Origin of the sequence: Dactylosporangium sp. NPDC006015 (assembly GCF_040614215.1) — a bacterium.
Taxonomy (GTDB): Bacteria; Actinomycetota; Actinomycetes; order Mycobacteriales; family Micromonosporaceae; genus Dactylosporangium; species Dactylosporangium maewongense.
This window is the reverse complement of record NZ_JBEXUD010000002.1, coordinates 629,707-651,364: the sequence shown is the minus strand read 5'-3', so window position 1 is coordinate 651,364 and position 21,658 is coordinate 629,707. Positions and strand designations below refer to the sequence as shown.

Annotated in this window: 17 protein-coding genes; 12 read left to right on the top strand and 5 right to left on the bottom strand. The window is 72.2% G+C overall.

Annotated features, from left to right (window positions below; translation table 11 throughout):
- The first annotated feature begins 9 nt into the window (after window positions 1–9).
- Both ABZ321_RS05975 and ABZ321_RS05970 read left to right on the top strand, forming a co-directional pair.
- Window positions 10–540 (top strand): dihydrofolate reductase family protein, encoded by a 531-nt coding sequence (locus tag ABZ321_RS05975; RefSeq protein ID WP_344508467.1) that lies wholly within the window; start codon window positions 10–12, stop codon window positions 538–540.
- Between the two features lie 114 nt (window positions 541–654).
- Window positions 655–1,974, top strand: a complete 1,320-nt coding sequence (locus ABZ321_RS05970) for a VWA domain-containing protein (RefSeq protein ID WP_354889650.1) — start codon at window positions 655–657, stop codon at window positions 1,972–1,974.
- Here ABZ321_RS05970 and ABZ321_RS05965 read toward each other — a convergent pair.
- Together ABZ321_RS05965 and ABZ321_RS05960 are read right to left on the bottom strand one after the other, a co-directional pair.
- Window positions 1,957–2,421, bottom strand: coding sequence for a SufE family protein (locus ABZ321_RS05965; RefSeq protein WP_354889648.1), 465 nt, complete (start codon window positions 2,419–2,421; stop codon window positions 1,957–1,959). The genes ABZ321_RS05970 and ABZ321_RS05965 overlap by 18 nt on opposite strands.
- A 17-nt stretch (window positions 2,422–2,438) precedes the next feature.
- Window positions 2,439–2,864: a CBS domain-containing protein gene (locus tag ABZ321_RS05960; protein WP_344508461.1), complete on the bottom strand. Its 426-nt coding sequence runs from the start codon at window positions 2,862–2,864 to the stop codon at window positions 2,439–2,441.
- Between the two features lie 146 nt (window positions 2,865–3,010).
- Between ABZ321_RS05960 and ABZ321_RS05955 the strand changes: the two genes are divergently transcribed.
- Both ABZ321_RS05955 and ABZ321_RS05950 read left to right on the top strand, forming a co-directional pair.
- A complete protein-coding gene (locus tag ABZ321_RS05955; protein ID WP_344508459.1) occupies window positions 3,011–3,778 on the top strand; it encodes an SGNH/GDSL hydrolase family protein in 768 nt (255 codons plus the stop codon).
- A gap of 4 nt (window positions 3,779–3,782) precedes the next feature.
- A complete protein-coding gene (locus ABZ321_RS05950; RefSeq protein WP_344508457.1) occupies window positions 3,783–4,622 on the top strand; it encodes a sulfurtransferase in 840 nt (279 codons plus the stop codon).
- A 649-nt stretch (window positions 4,623–5,271) separates the two neighbouring features.
- Here ABZ321_RS05950 and ABZ321_RS05945 read toward each other — a convergent pair.
- The 3 genes from ABZ321_RS05945 to ABZ321_RS05935 all read right to left on the bottom strand — a co-directional run bounded on the left by ABZ321_RS05945 (window position 5,272) and on the right by ABZ321_RS05935 (window position 9,696).
- Window positions 5,272–6,222 (bottom strand): hypothetical protein, encoded by a 951-nt coding sequence (locus ABZ321_RS05945; protein ID WP_344508455.1) that lies wholly within the window; start codon window positions 6,220–6,222, stop codon window positions 5,272–5,274.
- Window positions 6,212–8,665 carry a glycosyltransferase gene (locus ABZ321_RS05940; protein ID WP_354889645.1) on the bottom strand — a complete coding sequence of 818 codons (2,454 nt, stop codon included), beginning with the start codon at window positions 8,663–8,665 and terminating at the stop codon, window positions 6,212–6,214. Before ABZ321_RS05940 ends, ABZ321_RS05945 begins: the two co-directional genes overlap by 11 nt.
- A gap of 149 nt (window positions 8,666–8,814) precedes the next feature.
- Window positions 8,815–9,696, bottom strand: coding sequence for an ADP-ribosylglycohydrolase family protein (locus ABZ321_RS05935; RefSeq protein WP_354889643.1), 882 nt, complete (start codon window positions 9,694–9,696; stop codon window positions 8,815–8,817).
- Window positions 9,697–9,757: 61 nt separating this feature from the next.
- On the opposite strand from ABZ321_RS05935, the gene ABZ321_RS05930 reads away from it, so the two are divergent.
- From ABZ321_RS05930 to ABZ321_RS05895, 8 genes are all read left to right on the top strand, one after another.
- Window positions 9,758–10,981 carry a hypothetical protein gene (locus ABZ321_RS05930; RefSeq protein ID WP_354889641.1) on the top strand — a complete coding sequence of 408 codons (1,224 nt, stop codon included), beginning with the start codon at window positions 9,758–9,760 and terminating at the stop codon, window positions 10,979–10,981.
- 43 nt (window positions 10,982–11,024) lie between these two features.
- On the top strand, window positions 11,025–12,800 hold the full coding sequence (locus tag ABZ321_RS05925; protein WP_354889639.1) for an HSP90 family protein: 1,776 nt from the start codon (window positions 11,025–11,027) through the stop codon (window positions 12,798–12,800).
- A complete protein-coding gene (locus ABZ321_RS05920; RefSeq protein ID WP_354889637.1) occupies window positions 12,790–15,621 on the top strand; it encodes a tetratricopeptide repeat protein in 2,832 nt (943 codons plus the stop codon). The genes ABZ321_RS05925 and ABZ321_RS05920 overlap by 11 nt, the downstream gene beginning before the upstream one ends.
- A gap of 52 nt (window positions 15,622–15,673) precedes the next feature.
- Window positions 15,674–16,297: a TetR/AcrR family transcriptional regulator gene (locus ABZ321_RS05915; RefSeq protein WP_344508443.1), complete on the top strand. Its 624-nt coding sequence runs from the start codon at window positions 15,674–15,676 to the stop codon at window positions 16,295–16,297.
- 67 nt (window positions 16,298–16,364) lie between these two features.
- The gene (locus ABZ321_RS05910) at window positions 16,365–17,717 is read left to right on the top strand and encodes a biotin carboxylase N-terminal domain-containing protein (protein ID WP_344508442.1); all 1,353 of its coding nucleotides are present in this window, start codon (window positions 16,365–16,367) and stop codon (window positions 17,715–17,717) included.
- The gene (locus tag ABZ321_RS05905; RefSeq protein ID WP_354889635.1) at window positions 17,714–18,607 is read left to right on the top strand and encodes a hydroxymethylglutaryl-CoA lyase; all 894 of its coding nucleotides are present in this window, start codon (window positions 17,714–17,716) and stop codon (window positions 18,605–18,607) included. Before ABZ321_RS05910 ends, ABZ321_RS05905 begins: the two co-directional genes overlap by 4 nt.
- 134 nt (window positions 18,608–18,741) lie before the next feature.
- Entirely contained in the window at window positions 18,742–19,776 is a 1,035-nt protein-coding gene (locus ABZ321_RS05900) for a hypothetical protein (RefSeq protein ID WP_354889633.1), read from the top strand.
- Window positions 19,777–20,022: 246 nt separating this feature from the next.
- Entirely contained in the window at window positions 20,023–21,636 is a 1,614-nt protein-coding gene (locus ABZ321_RS05895) for a chaplin family protein (protein ID WP_354889631.1), read from the top strand.
- The last annotated feature ends 22 nt before the right edge of the window (window positions 21,637–21,658 follow it).

Below are 21,658 nucleotides of genomic sequence, written 5' to 3'. Positions count from 1 at the left end.
AGCACCGAGATGCGCAAGATCGTTGCCGGGCTGCACATGTCCCTTGACGGCGTCGTCGAGTCGCCGGAGCGGTGGAGCTTCGACTACTTCTGCGACGAGGTCGGCCAGTCGATCAAGGACCGCCGGGACGCCACCGGCACGCTGCTGCTCGGCCGGCAGACGTACGAGGAGTTCGCCAAGATCTGGCCCGGGCAGAGTGGCGAGATCGCCGACTTCATGAACCACACGCCGAAGCTGGTCGCGTCGACCACGCTGACCTCGGTCGACTGGGCCGGGTCGACGCTGCTGGAGGGCGATGTCGCCGCCGCCCTGACCGCGTTGAAGCGCCAGGAGGGCGGCAACATCACCGTCACCGGCAGCGCCACGCTGGTCCGGTCGCTGCTGGTGGCCGGTGTACTGGACGAGCTGCACCTCCTGGTGTGCCCGATCGTCCTGGGCGCCGGCAAGCGCCTCTTCGACGGCTCGCGGGTGCCGCTGCGGCTGGCGGCGTCCGAGACGTTCCCGACCGGCGTCGTCCACCTCACGTACGGGCCGGCCTGAGCCCCCGCGTCGAGCCCGAGGATCGGCCGTTCCGCAGGTCGCGGCGACGTTGCACGTGAAACATGAGCCGTTCGTGCGAAGACCCGGTGATCGCGGCGTGCGAGGTTGTCAGTCGTGACAACGCTTGCCAAGGGTGGGAACACGGCGGTGCAGGTCGGCGCCGTCCGGGTGGTCGTCGGCTGGCAGCAGGGGGCCGGGGTGCCCGACGTCGACTGCACGGCGTTGCTGCTCGACGCGGCGGGCAAGGTGCGCGGCGACAACGACATGGTGTTCTACAACCAGCCGAAGCACCCGAGCGGCGCCGTCGTCCACGACGGGAAGCAGCAGGCAGGTGGCTGGGGGTACGACGCGGTGAGCGCCGACCTGCGGACCGTGGAGCCGGGCGTCGACCGGATCGTGGTCGCCGCCTCGGCGGACGGTGGCTCGTTCGGGCAGGTCCCCGGGCTGCACGCCACGGTCTACGACACCGCCACCGGCGCCGAGATCGCCCGGTTCGCCGATATGCGGGCCACGACGGAGACCGCGTTCGTCGTGGGTGAGCTGTACCGCCGGCAGGGCGCCTGGAAGTTCCGCGCGGTCGGGCAGGGCTGGGACACCGGGCTGGCCGGTCTGGCGACCGCCTTCGGCATCTCGATCTCCGAGGCGCCCGCAGCGCCCGCGGCGCCCGCAGCGCCCGCGGCGCCCGCAGCGCCCGCGCCGGCTGTTCCGGAGCAGCGGCCGGGGGTGCGGTTCACCAAGGGCGAGGAGCGGCTGCCCGCCGCCGACCGGCAGCGGCTCAACCTGCGTAAACAGCAGGTGCTGGTGTCGCTGGCGAAGCGCGGCGCCGCCGGGATCCGGGCCAGGGTCATCGTGGTGCTCGATGCGTCGGGGTCGATGCACCGGCTGTACAAGAGCGGCATCGTCAGCCAGGCGGTCGAGCGCATGGCCGCGGTCGCCGCTCAGCTGGACGACGACGGGACCATGCAGGTGTGGGCGTTCGCCGACCTCGCCCGCCAACTGCCGGATCTGACCATCGCCGAGATGCCGGGATGGCTCGCCGCCCAGACGCCGAAACGGCCCTCGGGCGTGGGCGGCAGCAACAACGAGGCGAGCGTCATCGACCAGGTCCGGCGCTGGACCGCCGCGAACCCGGTGCCCGACCCGACCCTGGTGCTCTTCTTTTCCGACGGCGGCGTCCACCGCAACGCCGAGATCGAGCGCCAGCTGCGCGACGCCGCGAGCGAGCCGACGTTCTGGCAGTTCATCGGCCTGGGCAAGGGCAACTACGGCATTCTCGAGCGGTTCGACCGGATGGCGGGCCGGGTCGTGGACAACGTCGGGTTCTTCGCGGTCGACGACATCTCGAAGGTCAGCGACGCCGAGCTCTACGACCGCCTGCTCGGCGAGTTTCCGACCTGGATCCCGGAGGTCAGGAGGCTAGGCATCCTGCGCTGAGGCGGCCTCGCGAACCTGCTGCGCTGAGGCGGCCTCGCGGACCTGGCGCTGGAGGCGGGTCAGGACGGCGGTGCCGCCGCGGACGCGCAGCGGGCTGATCGCCGTGGCGAGACCCATCCGGTGGTACAGGTCGGTGGGGACGGCCAGGACCTCGGCGGCGGTGGCACCCTCGAGGCCTTCGCTCAGGATGCCCGCGAAGGCGCGGGTCGTCGGCGCCTCGGGCGGGCAGTCGAAGTGGAGCTCGACCTGATCCGTGGGTGTCACCACCGCCTTGAGGAAGAACGGCGTCTGGCACTCGGGCACCTGCTCCATGCCTTCGTGCCCGTCGAACGACGCCGGCAGCGGGCGGACCGCGTCAGCGAACTCGAGCAGCATCTCCAGCACCACGTCGCGGGGCGCGGAGGCGAACTCGTCGACGATGGCGGCCAGCTTGCCGGGCATGTCCATACCTCAAATCTAGCCGCTCAGTTGTTGGGGGCGGCCTTGCTGATGCCGCCGAGGACCGAGTCGGGGTCGATCTCCTCGGCCAGGTCCCCGATGGAGACGATGCCGACCAGGCCCTGCGCGTCGTCGCAGACGAGCACCCGCCGCACGGCCTGGTCGCGCATGAGCAGCGCCGCCGTGTGGATGGAGTCCTCGGGGCGGACCGTGACGAGGTCGCGGGTGACGATCTCGCCGATCGTCGTGGCGGCGGGGTCGCAGCGCTCCGCGACGGCACGCACGACGATGTCGCGGTCGGTGACCACGCCGGTGAGACCGGGACCGTCGGCCACCACGACATCGCCGATGTCCTGCTCACGCATGGTGCGAGCCGCCTCGGCGAGGGTCGTCTCACTCGGGAGATACACAACATTGGTGGTCATCACGTCGCGGACGGTCTGCATCGTCATGGTCGCCCTCCCGGCTGTTGATGCCCGTTTGTTACCCGAACCCGGAAGGGCTGAACCAGGTGTGGCGTGCGGCAAAGTCGCTTCCAACCCCCCTGGTGCCCTGAAAAGATGCGATGCAGGCATGCAGACCATGGGGAGGTTGTGCGGTGGCGGGGTGGACGAGCTACGTCGCGGTCGGTGACAGTTTCACCGAAGGCATGGACGATCCGAGACCGGACGGCAAGGGCTACCGCGGCTGGGCGGATCTGGTGGCGGGCTGTCTCGCCCAGGATCTGCCGGACTTCCGCTACGCCAACCTCGCGGTGCGGGGCCGCCTCTTCGACAACATCGTCGCCGAGCAGGTGCCGCTCGCCACGGCGATGAAGCCGGACCTGATCAGCTTCGCCGGCGGCGGCAACGACGCGCTGCGGCGCGGGTTCGAGGTGGACATCCTGGTCGCGCGGTTCGACAAGACGATCGAGCGGCTGCGGGCCACCGGCGCCGACGTGATCGTCTTCCGCTTCGCGGACCTGACCGGCAGGATGCCGGGCGGCAAGATGCTCCGCCCGCGGGTCGACGCGCTCAACACCGCGATCGACGGCATCGGCGCGAAGCACGGCGCCCACGTGGTGAACATGTGGGACGACGCCGAGTTCGGCAACCCGCGGCTGTGGGGGATCGACCGGCTGCACCTCTCGCCGGCCGGGCACCGCCGGGTCGCCGGCCACGTGCTGACGGCGCTCGGCGTCGACTGCGACGCATCGTGGCTGGCCGCACCACCACCGCCGGAGGATCTGTCGTGGATGTCGCGCAAGGCGGCCGACGCGCGCTGGGCGACGCAGCACCTGGCCCCGTGGGTGAAGCGGCGGCTGACCGGAAAGTCTTCCGGGGACATGGTGACTGCCAAACGGCCCGAGCTCGCGCCGCTAGATTGAACTCATGAAACTCGTCACCACCGACTGGCTGGCCGAGCGGCTCCACGACGACGGTCTCGTCGTCGTCGAGTCCGACGAGGATGTGCTGCTGTATGGCACCGGCCACATCCCAGGCGCCGTGAAGGTCGACTGGCACACCGAGCTCAACGACCAGGTCACCCGCGACTATCTCGACGCGGAAGGCTTCGCCGCGCTCTGCGAGGCCAAGGGCATCGGCCCCGACGACACCATCGTCTTCTACGGCGACAACTTCAACTGGTGGGCGACCTACGCGCTGTGGGTGTTCTCCCTCTTCGGCCACCGCAACCTGCGGATCCTCGACGGCGGACGGTCCAAGTGGATCGCCGAGGGGCGGCCGCTCACCAAGGACGCGCCGGGTCGCCCGAAAACCACCTACCCGGTGCCCACCAGGGACGACACGGGGATCCGTGCGTTCCGCGAGGACGTCATGGGGCACATCGCCGCCGACCGCCCGCTGGTCGACGTCCGCTCACCCGGCGAATACACCGGCGAGCTGCTGCACATGCCCGACTACCCGCAGGAGGGCGCGCTGCGCGGCGGCCACATCCCCGGCGCGGTCAGCAAGCCGTGGAAGCAGGCGACCCAGGAGGACGGCACCTTCAAGCCCGTCGACGAGCTGCGCCAGATCTACGTCGGCGAGCTCGGCCTCTCCCCGGACGACGACGTCATCGCCTACTGCCGCATCGGCGAGCGGTCGTCCCACACGTGGTTCGTGCTGACGCATCTGCTCGGCTTCCAGCACGTGCGAAACTACGACGGCTCCTGGACCGAGTGGGGCAACCTGGTCCGCGTCCCGGTCGTTAAAGGCAACAGCCCGAAGTAGCGACAAACAGGACGGCGGCCCACTGCAGGGGGCCGCCGTCCTGCCCAAGCGGGTCGAACCTCACGCCGGCCGACGCCCTCGACCCGCTCCCCGCCCGGCACTGAACCAGCCGACACACCCGTCTCTGTCTCTGGTCTCGTCTCCGCGCGAATACGTTGGTCAATGCCCCGATTTTTGGCATTTGTTCCATAGACGCTGCGCGATCCACCCTCAAATCAGTGATCGAACTGTGGGTGGATCGCGCTATGTCTATCCGGAAAAGGGGCGTTTCGGGGCATTGACCAACGTCCGGGTGGGTGGAGGGGTAGCCCCTGTGTGTTCGTCGGTGGCGTTTCGGGAGGGGCTGGGTGTTGCGGGGGTATTGACCAACGTCTGGGTGGGTGGAGGGGGTAGGCCCTGTATGTGGGCGCCAGGTGCGTGGCGAGCGGCTGCCTGGTGTGGTCCGCGGCCTCTGTCCATCAGGAATGGGGCGTTTTGGGCATTGACCAATGTCTGGGTGGGTGGGAGAGGGGTGGCCCTGTGCGTTTCGCCGGTGGCGGCCCGGGAGGGGTGGGGTTGGGTGGTGCTCGCCGGGCAAGGTCGGATGGTGGGGCGCCTGGAACATGGCGAACGGCGGCCCTGACAGCGGGCCGCCGTTCGGTTGGCAGGGCTATTCGTTCTCGGCGGGCAGGCTGACCAGGTAGTCGACCACCTCGGAGAAGCGGGCGCTGGCCATGGCGACGCACAGGTCGGCGGCGCCGTAGTACAGGCGGAGCTCGTCGCGGGCCTCGTCGTGGACGAGGCCGGTGGGGAAGACGACGTTGGGCACGTCGCCGACCCGTTCGTACTCGGCCTCGGGGCCCAGGACCCAGCTCGGTGTCCGCCGGATGATTTTCGTGGGGTCGTCCAGGTCGAGCATGACCAGGCCTACGCGGTACAGCGACGTCGCGACCATCTGCTTGACGCCGTGGTAGACGCAGAGCCAGCCGTGCGGGGTCTCGACCGGCGGCGGGCCCATGCCGATCCGGGTGGCGTCCCACCAGGGTCCGGAGCGGGACTGCATGACCGGCTCGGGGGTCGTCCACGCCTGCAGGTCCGCGGACTTCGACAGCCAGACGTCGGCCCGTGCGGACAGCACGGACACGGGCCGGTGGAACAGCACGTACTGGTTGTCGATCTTGCGGGGCAGCAGCGAGGCGTTCTTGTCCTCGGGCGGCATGACGATGCCGAGCGGCTCGACCGACTCGAAGTCCTCGGTGCGGGCGAGCGCGACGCAGGGGCCGCTGGGTCCGTACGCGGTGTAGGCGATCACGTAGCTGCCGAGCTCGTCGACGTAGGTGACCCGGGGATCCTCGACGCCCCAGCAGCTGTGCTGGTCGGTGGGGTCGTCGGCGATCAGCGGTTTGGCGTCCACGACCCAGTCGGTGCGGCCGTCCTTGCTGCGGGCGACGGTCAGGTGCGAGATACCCCGCCGGTCCTCGATCCTGCACAGCAGGACCGTGTCACCGTTGTGCAGGCAGGCGCCCGGGTTGAACACGCTGTTGATCGGATAGGGCCAATCCCCGGCCGTGAGCAGGGGATTGGTGGGTTCCCGGTGGAACAGCTCCGCGTCAAAGTGCATCAGGTTGGCCCTCCGTGGTGCGCAGGCGGGGCGGCTGGGCGGTCGCGCTGAAGCCGGCCGAGGCCCGTCCGACGGCCCGGGTGCCCGTCGGCGCCTTGTTCGGAGTCGGCCGTGACGGGCCGGTGACCGGCAATGACGTCGGGACCGGCGTCGTGGCGACGACAGGGTGGGGCAGAGCGGCCAAACCGGCTTTGAGCAGGCTGAGTAGCGCTTGGTAATAGGCTAGCGTGGACTCGGCACCCTGGTTCCCATTTGGCTCAGTAGCAGACAAACCATCGTGGCAGGCGCCCGTGGCGTCGACGTAGAGCCGCGCGCCGGCCCGGTTCCTGCCGAGGAACCAGGAGTAGCCCCAGCCCGCCAGCCGCGCCAGCGCCGGGTCCGCGGTGTACTGCCAGGCGTCGACCATCGCCTCGGTGATCGCGGCCGCGTCCAGCGGCTGCTCGTCGCCGTCGTCGGCGAGCCAGACCGACGGCGACTCGCCCCGCCGGTGCCACCGGTTGCCGACGCAGCGCAGGGTGCCGTCGGCGAGCCCGACGTGCTGGGCGTACCAGTCCAGCGCCGCGATCGCCCGCGCCGCCATCGCGTCGTCCTCCAGCAGCGCCGCGCCGAGCAGCATCGCGTGCGGCAGCCGGGCGTTGTCGTAGGTCAGCTCCGGCTCGAACCAGCGCCACGACGGGTCCACCGCCGACGTCGCGACCAGCGCCTCGTCGAGCCGGCGCAGCAGCGGCGCCGCCTGGTCGGTGCGGCCCGCCCGGGCCAGGCCGATCAGCGCGTACGCGGCGGTCCGCAGCCCGATGTCCGGCAGCTGGTGGGTGCGCGCGCCCAGCTCGTCGAGCAGCGCCGCCGCCGGCCGCCGGATGTCGTCGGGGACGGCCGGCGTGCCGACCAGGACGCCGAGCGCCCAGACGGCCCGGCCGACGTGGTCGCCCTGGTGCGGCCAGTCCTGCCACGTGCCGTGGTAGCTCAGCATGTTGTGCATCGCGCCCGACGGGTCGTAGGCGGCGGTCAGGAAGCGGATCGACTGGCGCAGCCAGCGCGTCGCCTGGGCCGTCTGCTTCGTGTCGATGCCGACCGCGAGCAGGTCCGCCGCGACGATCGCGAGCCGGGCCACGTCGTCGACGCAGTAGCCGGACTCCAGCGCAGGGTTGGCGCCGTGCGAGAACTGGATGATGCCGATCTCGTCGGTGAGCCGGTCCAGGTGCGCGAGGTTGAGCAGCGGGGCGGCCGCGGTCGAGTGACCGGGGCGGGCCGTCGCGGCCTGCGTCTGGCGCAGCACGTCGGCGACCAGCTCCGCCTCCCGCGCGGCGACCGCCGGCCAGGGCAGCCACACGGCGCACGCCTCGGCCACCGACTTCGCGGCGGCGAGCGCGCGGCCGTCGGTGAGCAGGTCGATGATCTCCGCGGCGAGCGCCGCGTCGTCGCCGCACGGCACCACCCGTCCGGCGCCGCCGGCGAGCATGTCCTCCGCGTAGCTGTAGGACGACGAGACCGCGGGCAGGCCCGCGCCCAGCGCGAACGTGAGCGCACCCGAGCAGATCTGCTCCGGCGACCGGTACGGCGTCACGAACAGCGTGCTCGCGTGCAGGATGGCCGACAGCTCGTCCAGGCCCAGGAAGGCGTCGACGAAGTGCACGTGGCCGGCCAGGCCCAGCAGCTCCACGCGGGACTGCAGGCTGTCGCGGTAGGCCTCGCCGTCGCGCCGCTTGATCTCCGGATGCGTCGCGCCCGCCACGATGTACTGCGTGTCCGGGTGCTCCTTGACCACCGCGGCCAGCGCGTCGATCGCGATGTCGATGCCCTTGCCCTCACTGAGCAGGCCGAACGTGGTGAGGGTCGGCTTCCCGGCGACCTTGTCCAGCAGCTCGCGCAGCTCGGGCCGCAGCGTCGCGGGGTCCGGTGGCTGGCGCATCGCCTCGGGCGCGCCGTGCGGGACCACGACCAGCTGGTGGCCGGCGGCCACGCCGGTGCGGATCGCGACCCGGCGCGCGGTCTCGGTGAAGACCGTGACCCTCGCCGCCCGGGCGCAGAGCGCGCGCAGCGTCGCCGCCTGCCCGGACGAGGGGCGCGACAGCACCGTGTGCAGTGTCAGCAGGTAAGGAATGCCGCACGCGTTGAGCGCGCGGGTCAGTTCGAGCAGGTGAGAGCCGTCGGTGCCGCCGAAGATCCCGTACTCGTGCTGGATCAGCACGACCTGGACGCCGGCCTCCCGCATGGCGCGGGCGGCGGCGGAGTAGTCCTCGATGCGGTCCTGATTGATGGTGACGACGACCTCGTCACCGTAGCTGTGCCCGTCACGGTCGATGGCCACGACGACTGTTTCCAGATCGTCGCTGGCGACACCAAGTGCCTCCCGCAGGTCCGCGGTGTACGTCGCGAGCCCGCAACGGCGAGGCAGATAGGTCGACACGATACCGAGGCGATAGGTCGCGGCAGGGTGTGACATGAGCACATTGTTACCCCCGGGCCTGCCAAAAAACCTTGATACGCCCGGATGGGACTCTGGGGTGAATGTGCTGCTCAGTCCATCTTCGTGGAAACCTGGTCCGGCGTGATCGTTCGGGTGAATTACCGTTCAACTGTCACGTAGAGTGTTCAGCCCCACGTGGGTAGCGGTTCACGTGAATCGATCCATTCCGGCGGCACGCCGACCGTGTCACCGTGTGTGCCGACGCCCGTGTGCGCCGCGATGACGCCGCCGGCGATCGCGCACATCGAATCGGTGTCGCCGCCCACCCGTACACACGCCGCCAATGCCTCCGGATAGTCGTCGAGATACCGCGCGGCCACCCACAGCGCGAACGGCACGGTGTCCTGCGCCAATGCGTGTGCGCCGTTACCGACCTCCGCGGCGACCTCCCCGGGATCGGACGCCTCCGCCATGCGGGCGGCGCGGCCGATGCCGTCCCGGACGTCGGACGGCGGCAATGCGTTGAGCACCATGCGCAGCAGCGACTCGCGCGGCGTGTGCTGGGCCGCGAGCGCCGCCGCGAGGGCGACCGCGACGGCACCCGACACGCCTTCCGGATGCCGGTGGGTGACCTCCGCCGACAGCGCCGCCTGCCGCGCCGCGACGTCGGGGTCGCCGGAGAAGAACGCGCCCAGCGGCGCGACCCGCATCGCCGCACCGTTGCCCGCGGAGCCGCGGCCGGCGAACAGCGCGCCGGCGGCGACCCGCCACGGGACACCCTCGTCGATGCTGGTCAGCAGCGACCGCACGCCGCGGCCGTAGCCCCGGTCGCGGCTCCAGCGCTGCGCGAACGCGCCCGCCAGCCAGTCCTGGTCGACCCGGCCGTCCCGGCGGAGCCCTTCCAGCAGCGTGCAGGCCATCTCGGTGTCGTCGGTCCAGCGCCACGGCGCCGGCGGCGGGGCGAATCCGGCACCGGCGGGCAGCGGCGGGTGCATCTCGAACGGCGCGGCGAGCGCGTCACCGACGGAGAGACCGGTCAGGCTGTCGAGCGCGGCACGGAGATCCACCCGCCGAAAATAGTCGATGCGGGCCGGGAACGGCGCCGGCGGATCGCGGCTCGTGGTGGGCATGAAGCGTCGTGAACTGCTCGGCCTGGGTGGGGCCGTCCTGATGGCGTCCTGCGGATCCGGCTCGAAGCCGAAGAAGGTGGAGCCGGGGGAGCTGCTCGCCGTCTCCGTCGGGGACGGGATGACCGTCGTGGAGTCCGGCACCGGCCGCCGGGTGGTGACACCCGCGGCGACCCTCGCGACCGCCGACGGCAGGCGGCTCGTCAGCGCCGTCGCCGAGCCGGGCGCGTCGCGCGTCGTCACCCGCGACGCGCGCACCGGCGACGTCGTCGCGCAGACGACGGTGCGGGGCGCCGGCCGGCTGGCGGCGGTCGCATCCGACGCCGGGCTGGTCGCGCTCGTCGACGGCGATCCGGCGGGCCGGCTGGAGACGACGATCGTGGTCGCCGGGCCGGCGGGCGAGCGGCACCGGCTGAAGCTGCCGGGGTTCGTGCAGCCCGAGGCGTTCTCGTCCACCGGCACGAGCCTCTTCGTGCTGGACATGCTGCCCCCGGAGCATCCGGACAGCTACCGGGTGCGGGTCCTCGATCTCGCGGCGGGGCAGCTCACCGCGCTGAACCTGCCGAACGCGGAGGCGGGTGTGAAGGTCCTCGTGCCGGAGGGCGCGGAGGAGCAGATGCGCGGCGAAGGGCGGCAGGCGGTCTTCGACGCCCGGCGGCAGCGGCTCTTCACCCTGTACAGCCACCAGCCGGACCACGTGCACGTCCGCGACCTGCTGCACCCGGAGACGGGGGCGCGGGACGGCAGGCCGGACGTGCACGCGTTCGTGCACACGCTCAGCGTCGCCGACGGGTGGGCGGTCTGCGTCGACCTGCCGTCGTCGTTCGGCACGGGGCCGGTCGAGGGGCTGACGATCGCACAGCGTGGCGAGGAGGTGTGGGTCGCCGACGCGGGCAAGGGTGTTCTTGCGGTCATTTCCGCCGATGTACTGGCCGTCACGCAGGAGCTCCGGTTCACGGCGGTGGCGGGCCGGGCCCGGTTGGCGGTGTCCGGCTCCGCGGCGTACCTCGCGGCCGGGCGGCAGGTGCAGGTGTTCGACACCGGTTCGAAGTCGCCGCGGGCGACCTGGGCCCTGCCGGGCGACGCGCGGGGCGTCGCGGTGTCGGACACGGGGCTGTACGTGGGGCAGGCGGAGGCCGTACACCGGCTGCATCCGGAAACCGGAGCACCGGTGGCGACCGTCGCCGTGCCGGGGCTCACCGCCGTGGAGCACGTCCTGGGGTGAGAACGGGGCGGAGAATGTCGGTGGGTCGCGGTAGCGTGCGCGCGTGGATCGGACGTTCCAGGTGGACCTGCGCGGGGTCGTGGACCTGCTCAGCCACCATCTCTATGCGAGCCCGCGGGTTTATGTGCGCGAGCTGCTCCAGAATGCCGTCGACGCGATCACCGCGCGGCGCGCGCTCGACCCGGCGGCGTCGGCACGGGTGCGCATCGACCCGCCCGACGTCACCGGCGACGGCACCTTGCGCGTGTCCGACACGGGGATCGGCCTGACCGAGGAGCAGGTCCACCAGTTCCTGGCCACGATCGGGCGCAGCTCCAAGCGCGACGACTTCGGCTTCGCCCGGCACGACTTCCTCGGCCAGTTCGGCATCGGCCTGCTCTCCTGCTTCCTCGTCGCCGACGAGATCCGGGTCCTGACCAGGGCGGAAGGCAGCCCGACGGTGCTGTGGCGCGGCTTCGCCGACGGCCGCTACAGCGTCGCGCCCGCCGGCGAGGACCGGCTGCACGTCGGCACGACCGTGACGCTGGTGCCCCGGCGCGACGCCGACCAGTGGCTGCTGCGGCGGACCGTGACCGAGCTCGCCACCCTCTATGGCTCGCTGCTGCCGGTGACCGTCGAGGTCGGCGACGTCCAGGTCACCGGCGACGGCCTGCCGTGGCGGGCGGGCGGCGACAACCGGCGGGAGCGGCTCGTCGCGCACTGCCGGGAGGTCTTCGGGTTCACCCCGTTCGACGTGGTGGACCTGTCCGTGGCCGAGGCGGGGCTGACCGGGGTCGCGTTCGTGCTGCCCACCCCGGCCAACCCGGCGGCCCGTGCCGGCCACCGCGTCTATCTCAAGCGGATGCTGCTCGCCGAGGGCGCCGAGGGCGTCCTGCCCGAGTGGGCGTTCTTCGCGCGGTGCGTCTTCGACGCCGGCGAGCTGCGCCCGACCGCGAGCCGCGAGGCGCTGTATGAGGACCAGCTGCTCGAGTCGACCCGCGAGACGCTCGGCGACCAGCTGCGCGGCTGGCTGGTCCGGCTCGCCACCCGCGACCCGCGGCGGCTGGCGGAGTTCCTGGAGATCCACCACCTCGGCGTCAAGGCGCTCGCCGTGCACGACGACGAGATGCTGCGCCTGGTCGAGCGCTGGTGGCCGATGGAGACCAACACGGGCCGGATGACGCTCGCCGACTTCCGCGCCCAGCACGGCCTCGTGCGATACACGGTGCAGGTCGACGAGTTCCGCCAGATCGGCGCGGTCGCGGCGGCGCAGGGCATGCCGGTGGTCAACGCCGGCTACGTGTATGACGCGCAGCTCATCGAGCGGCTGCCGCTGATCGAGCCGGGCGCGCTGATCGAGCGGGTCGAGCCCAGCGACCTGACCACGCACTTCGACGCGCTGGAGCCGGGGCTGGAGCTGGCCCGGCGGCCGTTCGTGGCCCGCGCGCAGCGCGCCATGGACCGGCTCGGCTGCGAGGTGGTCCTGCGCGCGTTCGACCCGGCGGGCATGCCGGCCATGTATCTGGTGAACCGGTCGGCCGCGTTCGCCGCCGAGCTGCGGGCCACCCGGGAGCGGGTCGACGAGGTGTGGGCCGACGTGCTGGACGCCCTCGCCCGCACCGACGACGAGGACCGGCCCCAGTTGGTGCTGAACCATCGAAACCCGCTGGTCCGGCGGATCAGCGAGCTCGCCGACGAGGACCTGGTGCGCCTCGCCGTCGAGGGCCTGTACGGTCAGGCGCTGCTGCTCGGACACCATCCGCTGCGGCCGGCGGACGCCGCGCTGCTCAACAGCTCATTCCTGGGCCTGCTCAACAAGGCGGTCGCGCATGAAGACTGAAGACGAGCTCTGGACCCTGCTGCGCGAGGCCGACCACATGCCGTATGGCAGTGGCCAGATCGCGCTGGTCGAGCAGATCGTGCAGCACGCCGACGCCGGCGGCTTCGACGAGCTGCGCTTCGCGGCGCGGATGCAGGCCACGACGGCGTATGTGCACGGCGGGGAGACCGCGAAGTCGTTCGTGACGTTCTCGTGGTGCCGCGCGGAGTATGACGCGCACCCGGAGCGCTTCGACCGGCACGCCGAGAGCCTGCTGCTGTGGCAGTTCAAGTACATGGTGTCGGGCCTGCTGAAGTTCCCCGAGGTGCCGCTCGGCCGCACGCACGACGTGCTCGACGACATGGAGCGCCGCTTCCGCGCCGGTGGGCACAGCCTGCAGGCCGTCTACTCCTACCGGCACGCCGTGGCCGCGCACATCGGCGACCCGGCCGCCGACGAGTGGTATGAGCAGTGGTGCGCGACGCCCCGCGACGACAACTCCGACTGCGTCGGCTGCGACCCGACGTCGAAGGTGTATCACCTGGTGTCGGCCGGCGACGACGAGGCGGCGGTGGCGCTCGCCCAGCCGGTGCTCGCCGGCCACCTCACCTGCGCCGAGCAGCCCCAGTCGATCCTGACGTCGCTGCTGGTGCCGTATCTGCGCACCGGCCGGCTCACGGAGGCCGCCGACGCGCACCGCCGCGCCTACCGCAGTCTGCGGGGCAACCTCGCCGACCTGCAGCGCATCGGCGAGCACGTGGTGTTCTGCGCGCGGACCGGCAACGAGACCCGCGGCCTGGAGATCGTCGAGCGGCACCTGACCTGGCTCGACAAGTCCCCGCACCCGCAGGCCGACATGTGGTTCTCCGCCGCGGCGGCGCTGCTGCTCAGCCGCCTCGACGCCACGGTCGTGATCACCGGGGTGCCGGCGGCGGAGAGGGCGGCGCCGGGGGGTGCCGAGGGGCTGCCGGCGCCGGTGCTCGCCGAGCGGCTCGCGGCCCGGGCGCGGGCCCTGGCGGCGCGCTTCGACGCCCGCAACGGCACGGCCAACATCGGCCGGCTCATCGAGGCCCGGCTGCACGCCGAGCCGCTCGTGGACCACCTGCCGCTCAGCGCCGTGGCCCGCACGCTGCGGACCGCCGCCGCGCCCGCCGCAACCAGCGCGCCGCGCCCGCTGCCGACCGACCCGGCGGAGCTGCTCGACCGGGCGGAGGAGCTGTTCGAGGAGTACCGCTTCACCGAGGCGCGGGCCGCGTGGCAGCGCTTCGACGAGCTCTTCGACGACCCGGCGCCCGCGCTGGCGGTCCGGCGGGTGGAGGGCCGTGGCCGGATCGCGAGCGTCGACGAGGAGCCGGAGGTGGCCGAGGCCGCGTTCCTGGAGGCCGCCGCCGGTCACCGGCGGCTCGGCGACGAGCGGTCCGCGCTGATCGCCGAGGCCCGCGCGCTGCTCGCCCCCGACGCCGAGGACCGGCAGGAGGAGGTCCTGGCCCGGCTGACCGAGGTCACCGAGCGGATCGTCGCGATCGGCGACGCCGACACCCGGGCCGAGGCGCGGCTGCGGCTCGAGTATCCGCTGCTGGCGCTCGACCGGCTCGACGACGCCCTCGCCGCGGTCGAGGCCGCGGTCGCCGAGGAGCCGGCCCGCCCGGCGCTGCGGGCCGAGCTGGCCGGGCGGCGGGCCCGGTGCCTGCTGGTGCTGGAGCGCTTCGAGGAGGCGGTGGCGGCCGCCGCCGACTGCCGCGAGCAGTATGGCCGGCTCGGCGACCCGCCGCCGGTGGCGCTCGCGGCGCTGATCCAGGGGCACGCGCTGGCCAACCTCGAGCAGTTCGACGCCGCGGTGGAGGCGTTCGACGCCGCGCTCGCCGCCGCGGTCGAGCGCGACCCGCGGCTGTCGGCGCTGGTCGGCCGGGGGCGGGCCAGGCTCGCCGGCGGCCACCCGGCCGAGGCCGTCGACGACCTCGTCGAGGCGATCGCCGACCACGTCGCGCACGGCGAGGACGGGCCCGCCGCGATCCTGCGCTTCGACCTGGCCAACGCCTATGACCAGGCCGGGCAGCCGCTCGACGCGGCCGAGGCGGCGGAGAGCTCGATCGACGTGCTCGACCGGATCGGCGCCCAGGAGTATGCGGACCGCACCCGCTACCTGCTGTCGCGGATCTACCGGGAGCTCGACGAGCCCGACCAGGCGCTCGCGCTGCTGGAGACGCTCGCCGGCAACCTCGACGGGTTCGACAACCTGCAGTCCCGCGGCCGGATGCTGCAGGAGGCGGCCCAGCTGCTCTACCGGGCCGACCGCGACGCGCAGGCCGCCGAGCGGTTCGGCGCGGCCGCGGCCGCGTTCGGGGCCGCCGGGGTGGTCCAGGCCGAGCTGTACAACCGCCGGATGCGGGCCCTCGCGCTGCGCTGGGCCGGTAGCGTCGAGGAGTCGCTGGCCGCGCTCGCCGAGGCCGACGCGCTGGCCGCGTCGTTGAGCCAGACGGTCGGGCCGTCCGAGCCGTGGCTGGTCTGGCAGCGGGCGATGCTCGACTGCGACGCGGCGCGGGTGCTGCTCGGCGCCGGCCAGGGCGACGAGGCCCTGGCCCGGGTCCGCGGCGCCGCGGACGTGCTGCGCGGCATCGGCGCGCTCGGCGAGGCCCTCGAGGCCGACCTGCTGCACGCCGAGCTGCTGCTGCGATCCGGCGATCCGGCACCGGCCGAGCCGCTGCTGCGCTCGGTGCTCGGTGCCGCGCCCGCGGGCTCGCAGGCGGGGCAGAACGCGGCCTGGATGCTGGCCGAGGCGCTCGAGGCGATGGATCGCTCGGAGGAGGCCGCCGAGATCCGTCAGCTCCACCTCGGGCAGTGACAAACTTAACGACCGTTCAGCAGTTGTCTTGACACAAGGTTAGGCTTTCCCCATGACGCTGGAGCAATCGTCCGTGCGCCCACCTGCACAGACCCGCGGTGCCGGGCCTGCCGGACAACGCCGCCGCTCACGGCGGGAGGAGATCCTCGAGATCGCCGTCGGGCTCTTCGCGACCCGCGGTTATCACGGCGTGTCGATGGACGACATCGGCGCGGCGGCCGGCGTGACCGGCCCGGCCCTCTACCACCACTTCGCCGGCAAGGAGGCGATGCTGGCGGCCGCGCTCATCCCGGTCAGCGAGCAGCTGCTCGACGGCGGGCAGAAGCGCATCGCCGACTCGTCCGACGACCCGGCCGCCGCGCTCGCCACGCTGGTCGACTTCCACGTCGAGTTCGCCCTCGCCAACCCGGCGGTCATCGCGCTGCACCTGCACGAGCTCGACCGGCTGCCCGAGGAGCCCCGCCGGCAGATCCGGCGCCTGCAGCGGCTCTATGTCGAGGAGTGGGTCAGCACGCTCACCGCGCTGCGCGGCGAGCTCAACGCCGGGGAGGCCCGCGTCCTCGCCCACGCCGCCTTCGGTCTGATGAACTCCACGCCGTTCCTCGGCGGCGAGGTCGACCGGACCCGCCGCGCCGAGCTGTTGCGCGCCGCGACACTCTCCGCGCTGCAAGGGTGACCCTCCGAGGGTTATCCACAGGCCAGTCACGTGTTAACCCACAGAGTTATCCACAGGAGCGGTCCGCATGCTGAGTTCGCTGCTCGTCGCCAACCGCGGAGAGATCGCTCGCCGGATCATCCGTACCGCGCGCAGGCTGCGGATCCACACCGTCGCCGTGCACTCCGAGGCCGACGCCGGGCTGCCCTTCGTCAGTGAGGCCGACGAGGCGGTGCTGATCGGCCCGGCCAACCCGGCCCAGTCGTACCGCAACACCGAAGCGATCCTGGCCGCGGCGAAGTCGACCGGCGTGGAGGCGATCCACCCCGGCTACGGCTTCCTGTCGGAGAACGCGGCCTTCGCCGCCACCGTCACCGAGCACGGCCTGATCTGGGTCGGTCCCGGGCCGGAGGCGATCGCCGCGATGGGCGACAAGATCAACGCCAGGAACCTCATGGCCGCCGCCGGCGTGCCGGTCGCGCCGGGCAGCACCGACCCCGCCACCACCGTCGAGGACGCCGTCGCCGCCGCGGCCTCGATCGGCTTCCCCGTGATGGTGAAGGCCGCCGCGGGTGGTGGTGGCATGGGCATGGCGGTCGCCGCCGACGAGGCCGCCCTGGTCGTGGAGTACGAGAAGGTCCGCGGCTTCGCCGAGCGGATGTTCGGCGACGGCTCGGTGCTGATCGAGCGCTATTTCCCCCGCGTCCGCCACGTCGAGGTGCAGATCCTCGGCCTCGCCGACGGCCGGGTCGTCGCCCTCGGCGAGCGCGAGTGCTCGGTGCAGCGGCGCAACCAGAAGCTCGTCGAGGAGACCCCGTCGCCGGCCCTCGACCCGCGGCAGCGCGCCGACCTGCTCGCCGCCGCCGTCCGGGCGGGCGAGGCGGTCGGCTACCGCAACGCCGGCACCGTCGAGTGCCTGTTCGACCCGACCTCCGGGCAGTTCTTCTTCCTGGAGATGAACACGCGCCTGCAGGTCGAGCACCCGGTCACCGAGGCCGTGTTCGGCATCGACCTGGTCGAGGAGCAGCTGCGGGTCGCGTCCGGCCTCGCGCCGACCTTCGACCCCGCCGCGCTGCGCGTCACCGGCCACGCCGTCGAGGTCCGGGTCAACGCCGAGGACCCGAAGCGCTTCCTGCCCGGCCCCGGCGCGATCACGACCTGGGTCGAGCCGACCGGCGACGGGGTGCGCGTCGACGCCGGGTACGGGCCGGGCAACGTCGTCACGCCCAACTACGACTCGCTGATGGCGAAGCTCGTCGTGCACGGCACCGACCGGGCCGACGCGCTGGCGAAGCTGCGCGCCGCGGTCGCCGGATTCGAGGTCGTGGGGCCGAAGGTCAACCTGCCGTTCTTCGCCGAGCTGCTCGACAACGCCGAGTTCCTCTCCGGCGACTACGACACCGGCATCGTGAGCCGGATGCGCCCAGGAGGTGCGCGGTGAGCTTCATTTCCATCCGTGAGGTCGGACCCCGCGACGGTCTGCAGAACGAGGACCCCGTTCCCGCCGCCGCCAAGGTACGGCTGCTCGACGCGCTCTCCGCGACCGGTGTCGGCCGGATCGAGGCGGTGTCGTTCGTCCACCCAAGGGCGATCCCGCAGATGGCCGACGCCGACGAGGTGTGGGCCGCCGCGGTCAAGAACCCCGCGGTGCACTACTCGGCGCTGGTGCCCAACTCGCGGGGCGCCGAGCGGGCGCTCAAGGCCGGCTTCGGCGAGATCGAGGTCGTCGTGTCGGCGTCCGAGACGCACAACCAGCGCAACGTGAACCGGTCGACGGGCGAGTCGCTCGACGACATCGCCGCGCTGATCGCGCTGCTGCACGGCGCCGGCGCCACCGCCGAGGTGATCATCTCCACCAGCTTCGGCTGCCCGTTCGAGGGCGACATCGACCCGGCGCGGGTGGCCGGCATCGTCGACCGGGTGTTCGCCGACGGCGCGGACCGTGTCGCGTTCGGCGACACGACCGGCATGGCCACCCCCCGCCGCGTGCAGGACGTCGTCGGCCTCGTCCGCGACCGCCACCCCGACCTGCCGCTGCTGCTGCACTTCCACAACACCCGCGGCGCCGCCCTCGCGAACATCCTCACCGCGATGCAGCTGGGCATCACCGAGTTCGACGCGAGCGTCGGCGGGCTCGGCGGCTGCCCGTATGCGCCGGGAGCCACCGGCAACGTCGCCACCGAGGAGGTCGTGCACCTGCTGCACGACATGGGCCACGACACCGGCATCGACCTCAAGGCGATGATCGAGGCGGCGGCGATGGCGCAGGAGATCGTCGGGCGGGAGCTGCCATCGGGCGTGCTCAAGGCCGGTCCGCGAATCCCTTTCTGACGCCTGCTGTCCCACTTGTGCCCGATTCGCCGGGATAGTGGCGTGTCCCCGGCCGGGGCGATTCGTTGCTCAGTACGGAAACAGTCAGATGTCGGGCGACCCGCCCGGCACCGAGCCCGTACTGAGAGGCAGCCATGGCCCGGTCAAGGAGCGAGCGCAACCTGCGCACGGCCCCCTGTGCCCGGTCTGCTGCCCGTTTCGCCGTCAAGGGTCTGGTCGTCGCCGGTTTTGCCGGCGTGGCCTGGCTGCTGTCGGCGTCGGCGGCGCACGCCTCGGAGTCGTCGGGCTCGGACGGTTTCGCGTCCGGGACCTCCCTGATCGCGCCGGTGACCAACCTGGTCACCGGGGGCGGCGGGACGGGACTCGACCTGCTCGACCTCGGCGCCGGCGGCAGCCGTCACGGCGCTGATGGTCACGCCTCTTCCAGTGGCCACACCTTCGGTCACATCGGGTCCACCGGTGTGCCTTCCAGGGTGTCCTCCGGCGCGCCTTCCGGGGTGTCGCCGCGCGAGTCGAGGGGTGACCTGCTCACCGGGACGGTGCTGACCGTCCTGCGACCGGTGACGGGCACGGTCCTGGCCACGACCGACGGGGTCACGGACAAGGCGGCCGGCAAAGCCGCCACTCCGGCGTCCACCAAGATGCCCCGCTTGACGACGGTGAACGCGTCGAGCGCCACGAACTCACGAACCAAGAGGCCGGCAAAAGCCGGCATCACGATCGCCCGCAAGACGCAGACGCAGGAGCCGGCCGTCCAGGCCGAGCCGGTCGGCGTCGGGTCACCCGGCGACGTCGTAGCCGCGGCGACCGGCACCTCCCGTGCCGGCGTCGACTCGACACGCGTCGTCGTCTCCCGTGCCATGGGTCAGCTCGACCGGCTCGACGCCGGCGACGCCACGCACGAGAAGCCGGTCGCGGACCGGACCGAAGCGCAGGGCACGCGCCACGTGCCGCTGCTGCCCCGCCCGGCGCCCGTTCCGGCGCCGGCGGCCGGCATCACCTCGGGAGTTCCGGGCACCGGCTCGGGCCTCAACCACGACGGTGGCGCCGCCGCCACGCTGCCCGCCGCTCCGGCCGGCACGAAGGTGGTCACCTTCAGGCTGGATGCGGTCGAAGACGCCGAGCTGCGGCTGCTCGCAGCCGAGAAGCCGACAGTCTCACCCGACTGAGGCCGGCCGGCCAGCCGACGCGAAGCGAAGCGGGCCGAGCCGGAGCCAGCCAGGGTCCCCTGGGCCAGCATCGATCCGCATCGACCACATCGCGGCATCTCGCAACACCGAACACGCACCATCCGGGCGCACGTCGACAGGGCGGAGCCGGGCAGAGCCTGCCCGCACGCAGGTTTCGCGGCTCCGATCCGCGCCCACGCAAGCAGCACTGAACAGAAACACCTACCGAAGGGTCTCACTTTCACCATGAAGACGTGGGTTCGTAAGTCGCTCAACGTGGGCGTGCTTTCCGCGGGCTTCCTGCTCATCTCGGGCGGGGCCGCGCACGCCGACTGGACGACTGGCTACAACGCCGGCCTGCTGAACGGCAATCAGTTCGACACCACTCTCCAGCTGCCGGTCAACGTCTGCGGCAACTCGATCGCGGTGCTCGGCTTCGCCGACGCGTCCTGCGGTGGCGGCGCCGCGGCGGTCGACACCGAGAGCGCCACCACCGAGGACTGGACGACCGGCTACAACGCGGGCGTCGCCAACGGCAACCAGCTCGACACCACCCTCCAGGTGCCGGTCAACGTCAGCGGCAACGCCGTCAGCGTCCTGGGCTTCTCGAGCGCGTCCAGCCAGGGCGGCGCGTACGCCGTCAAGGGCGGCATGGCCTCCGACAACGGCCGGGGTCACGGGCACGGCCACGGCCGGGGCCACGGGCACGGCGGCGGCAACGGTGGCGGCAACGGTGGCTACACCGGGAACAACAACGGTGGCTACGCCGCCGACGCCGACGACTACACCGAGAGCACCGGCAACCGCACCGAGGACTGGACCTCGGGCTACAACGCCGGTCTGCTCAACGGCAACCAGTTCGACACCACGCTGCAGCTGCCGGTCAACCTGAGCGGCAACGCGATCAGCCTGTTCGGCTTCTCCAGCGCGCAGAGCGCCGGCGGTGCCTGGGCGGTCAAGGGTGAGAGCGCCTCCACCGAGAGCGCGACCACCGAGGACTGGACCACGGGCTACAACGCGGGCCTGCTCAACGGCAACCAGTTCGACACCACGGTCCAGGCGCCGATCAACGTCTGCGGCAACGCGATCGCGGTGCTCGGCTTCTCCAGCGCCTCCTGCGGCGGCGGCGCGGTCGCCGTCGACGGCGACGGCTGGGGCGGCGGCAACGGCGGTGGCAACGGCCACGGGCACGGCCACGGCCACGGTCACGGCGGCGACAACGGCGACTGGGACGACGACGACAACGGCAACGGTGGTGGCAACGGCGGCTACGGTGACGACGACGCCGACAACGACGGCGGCTACGGCAACGGTGGCAGCAACGGCAACCCCGGCGCGTACGGCAACGCCGCGGGCAACGCCAGCAACATGAGCTCGCACGGCGCCTCCGCGTCGCACGGCAAGGCGAAGACCAAGAAGGTCACCAGCGAGCACAGCCGTGGCAACGGCGCCGGCACCGGCACCGCGAACGACGGCGGCTACGGCAACGGTGGCGGCAACGGCAACAACAACGGCGGTTACGGCAACGGCCAGAACAACGGCGGTTACGGCAACGGCAACGGCAACGGCAACGGTGGCTACGGCAACGGCGCCGGCAACGGCGACGACGACCGGGGTCACGGCCGTGGCCACGGGCACCACGGGCGCGGCAACGGCGGCGGCTGGAGCAACGGTGGCGGCGCGACCGCCGTCAAGAACTCGTGCAGCGACTGGACCACGGGCTACAACGCCGGTCTGCTGAACGGCAACCAGTTCGACACCACGCTGCAGGTGCCGGTCAACATCAGCGGCAACGCGATCAGCCTGTTCGGCTTCTCGCAGGCGTCCAGCCAGGGCGGCGCGGTCGCGTACTCCTGCTGACACCGGTACCGGGGTCCCTCTG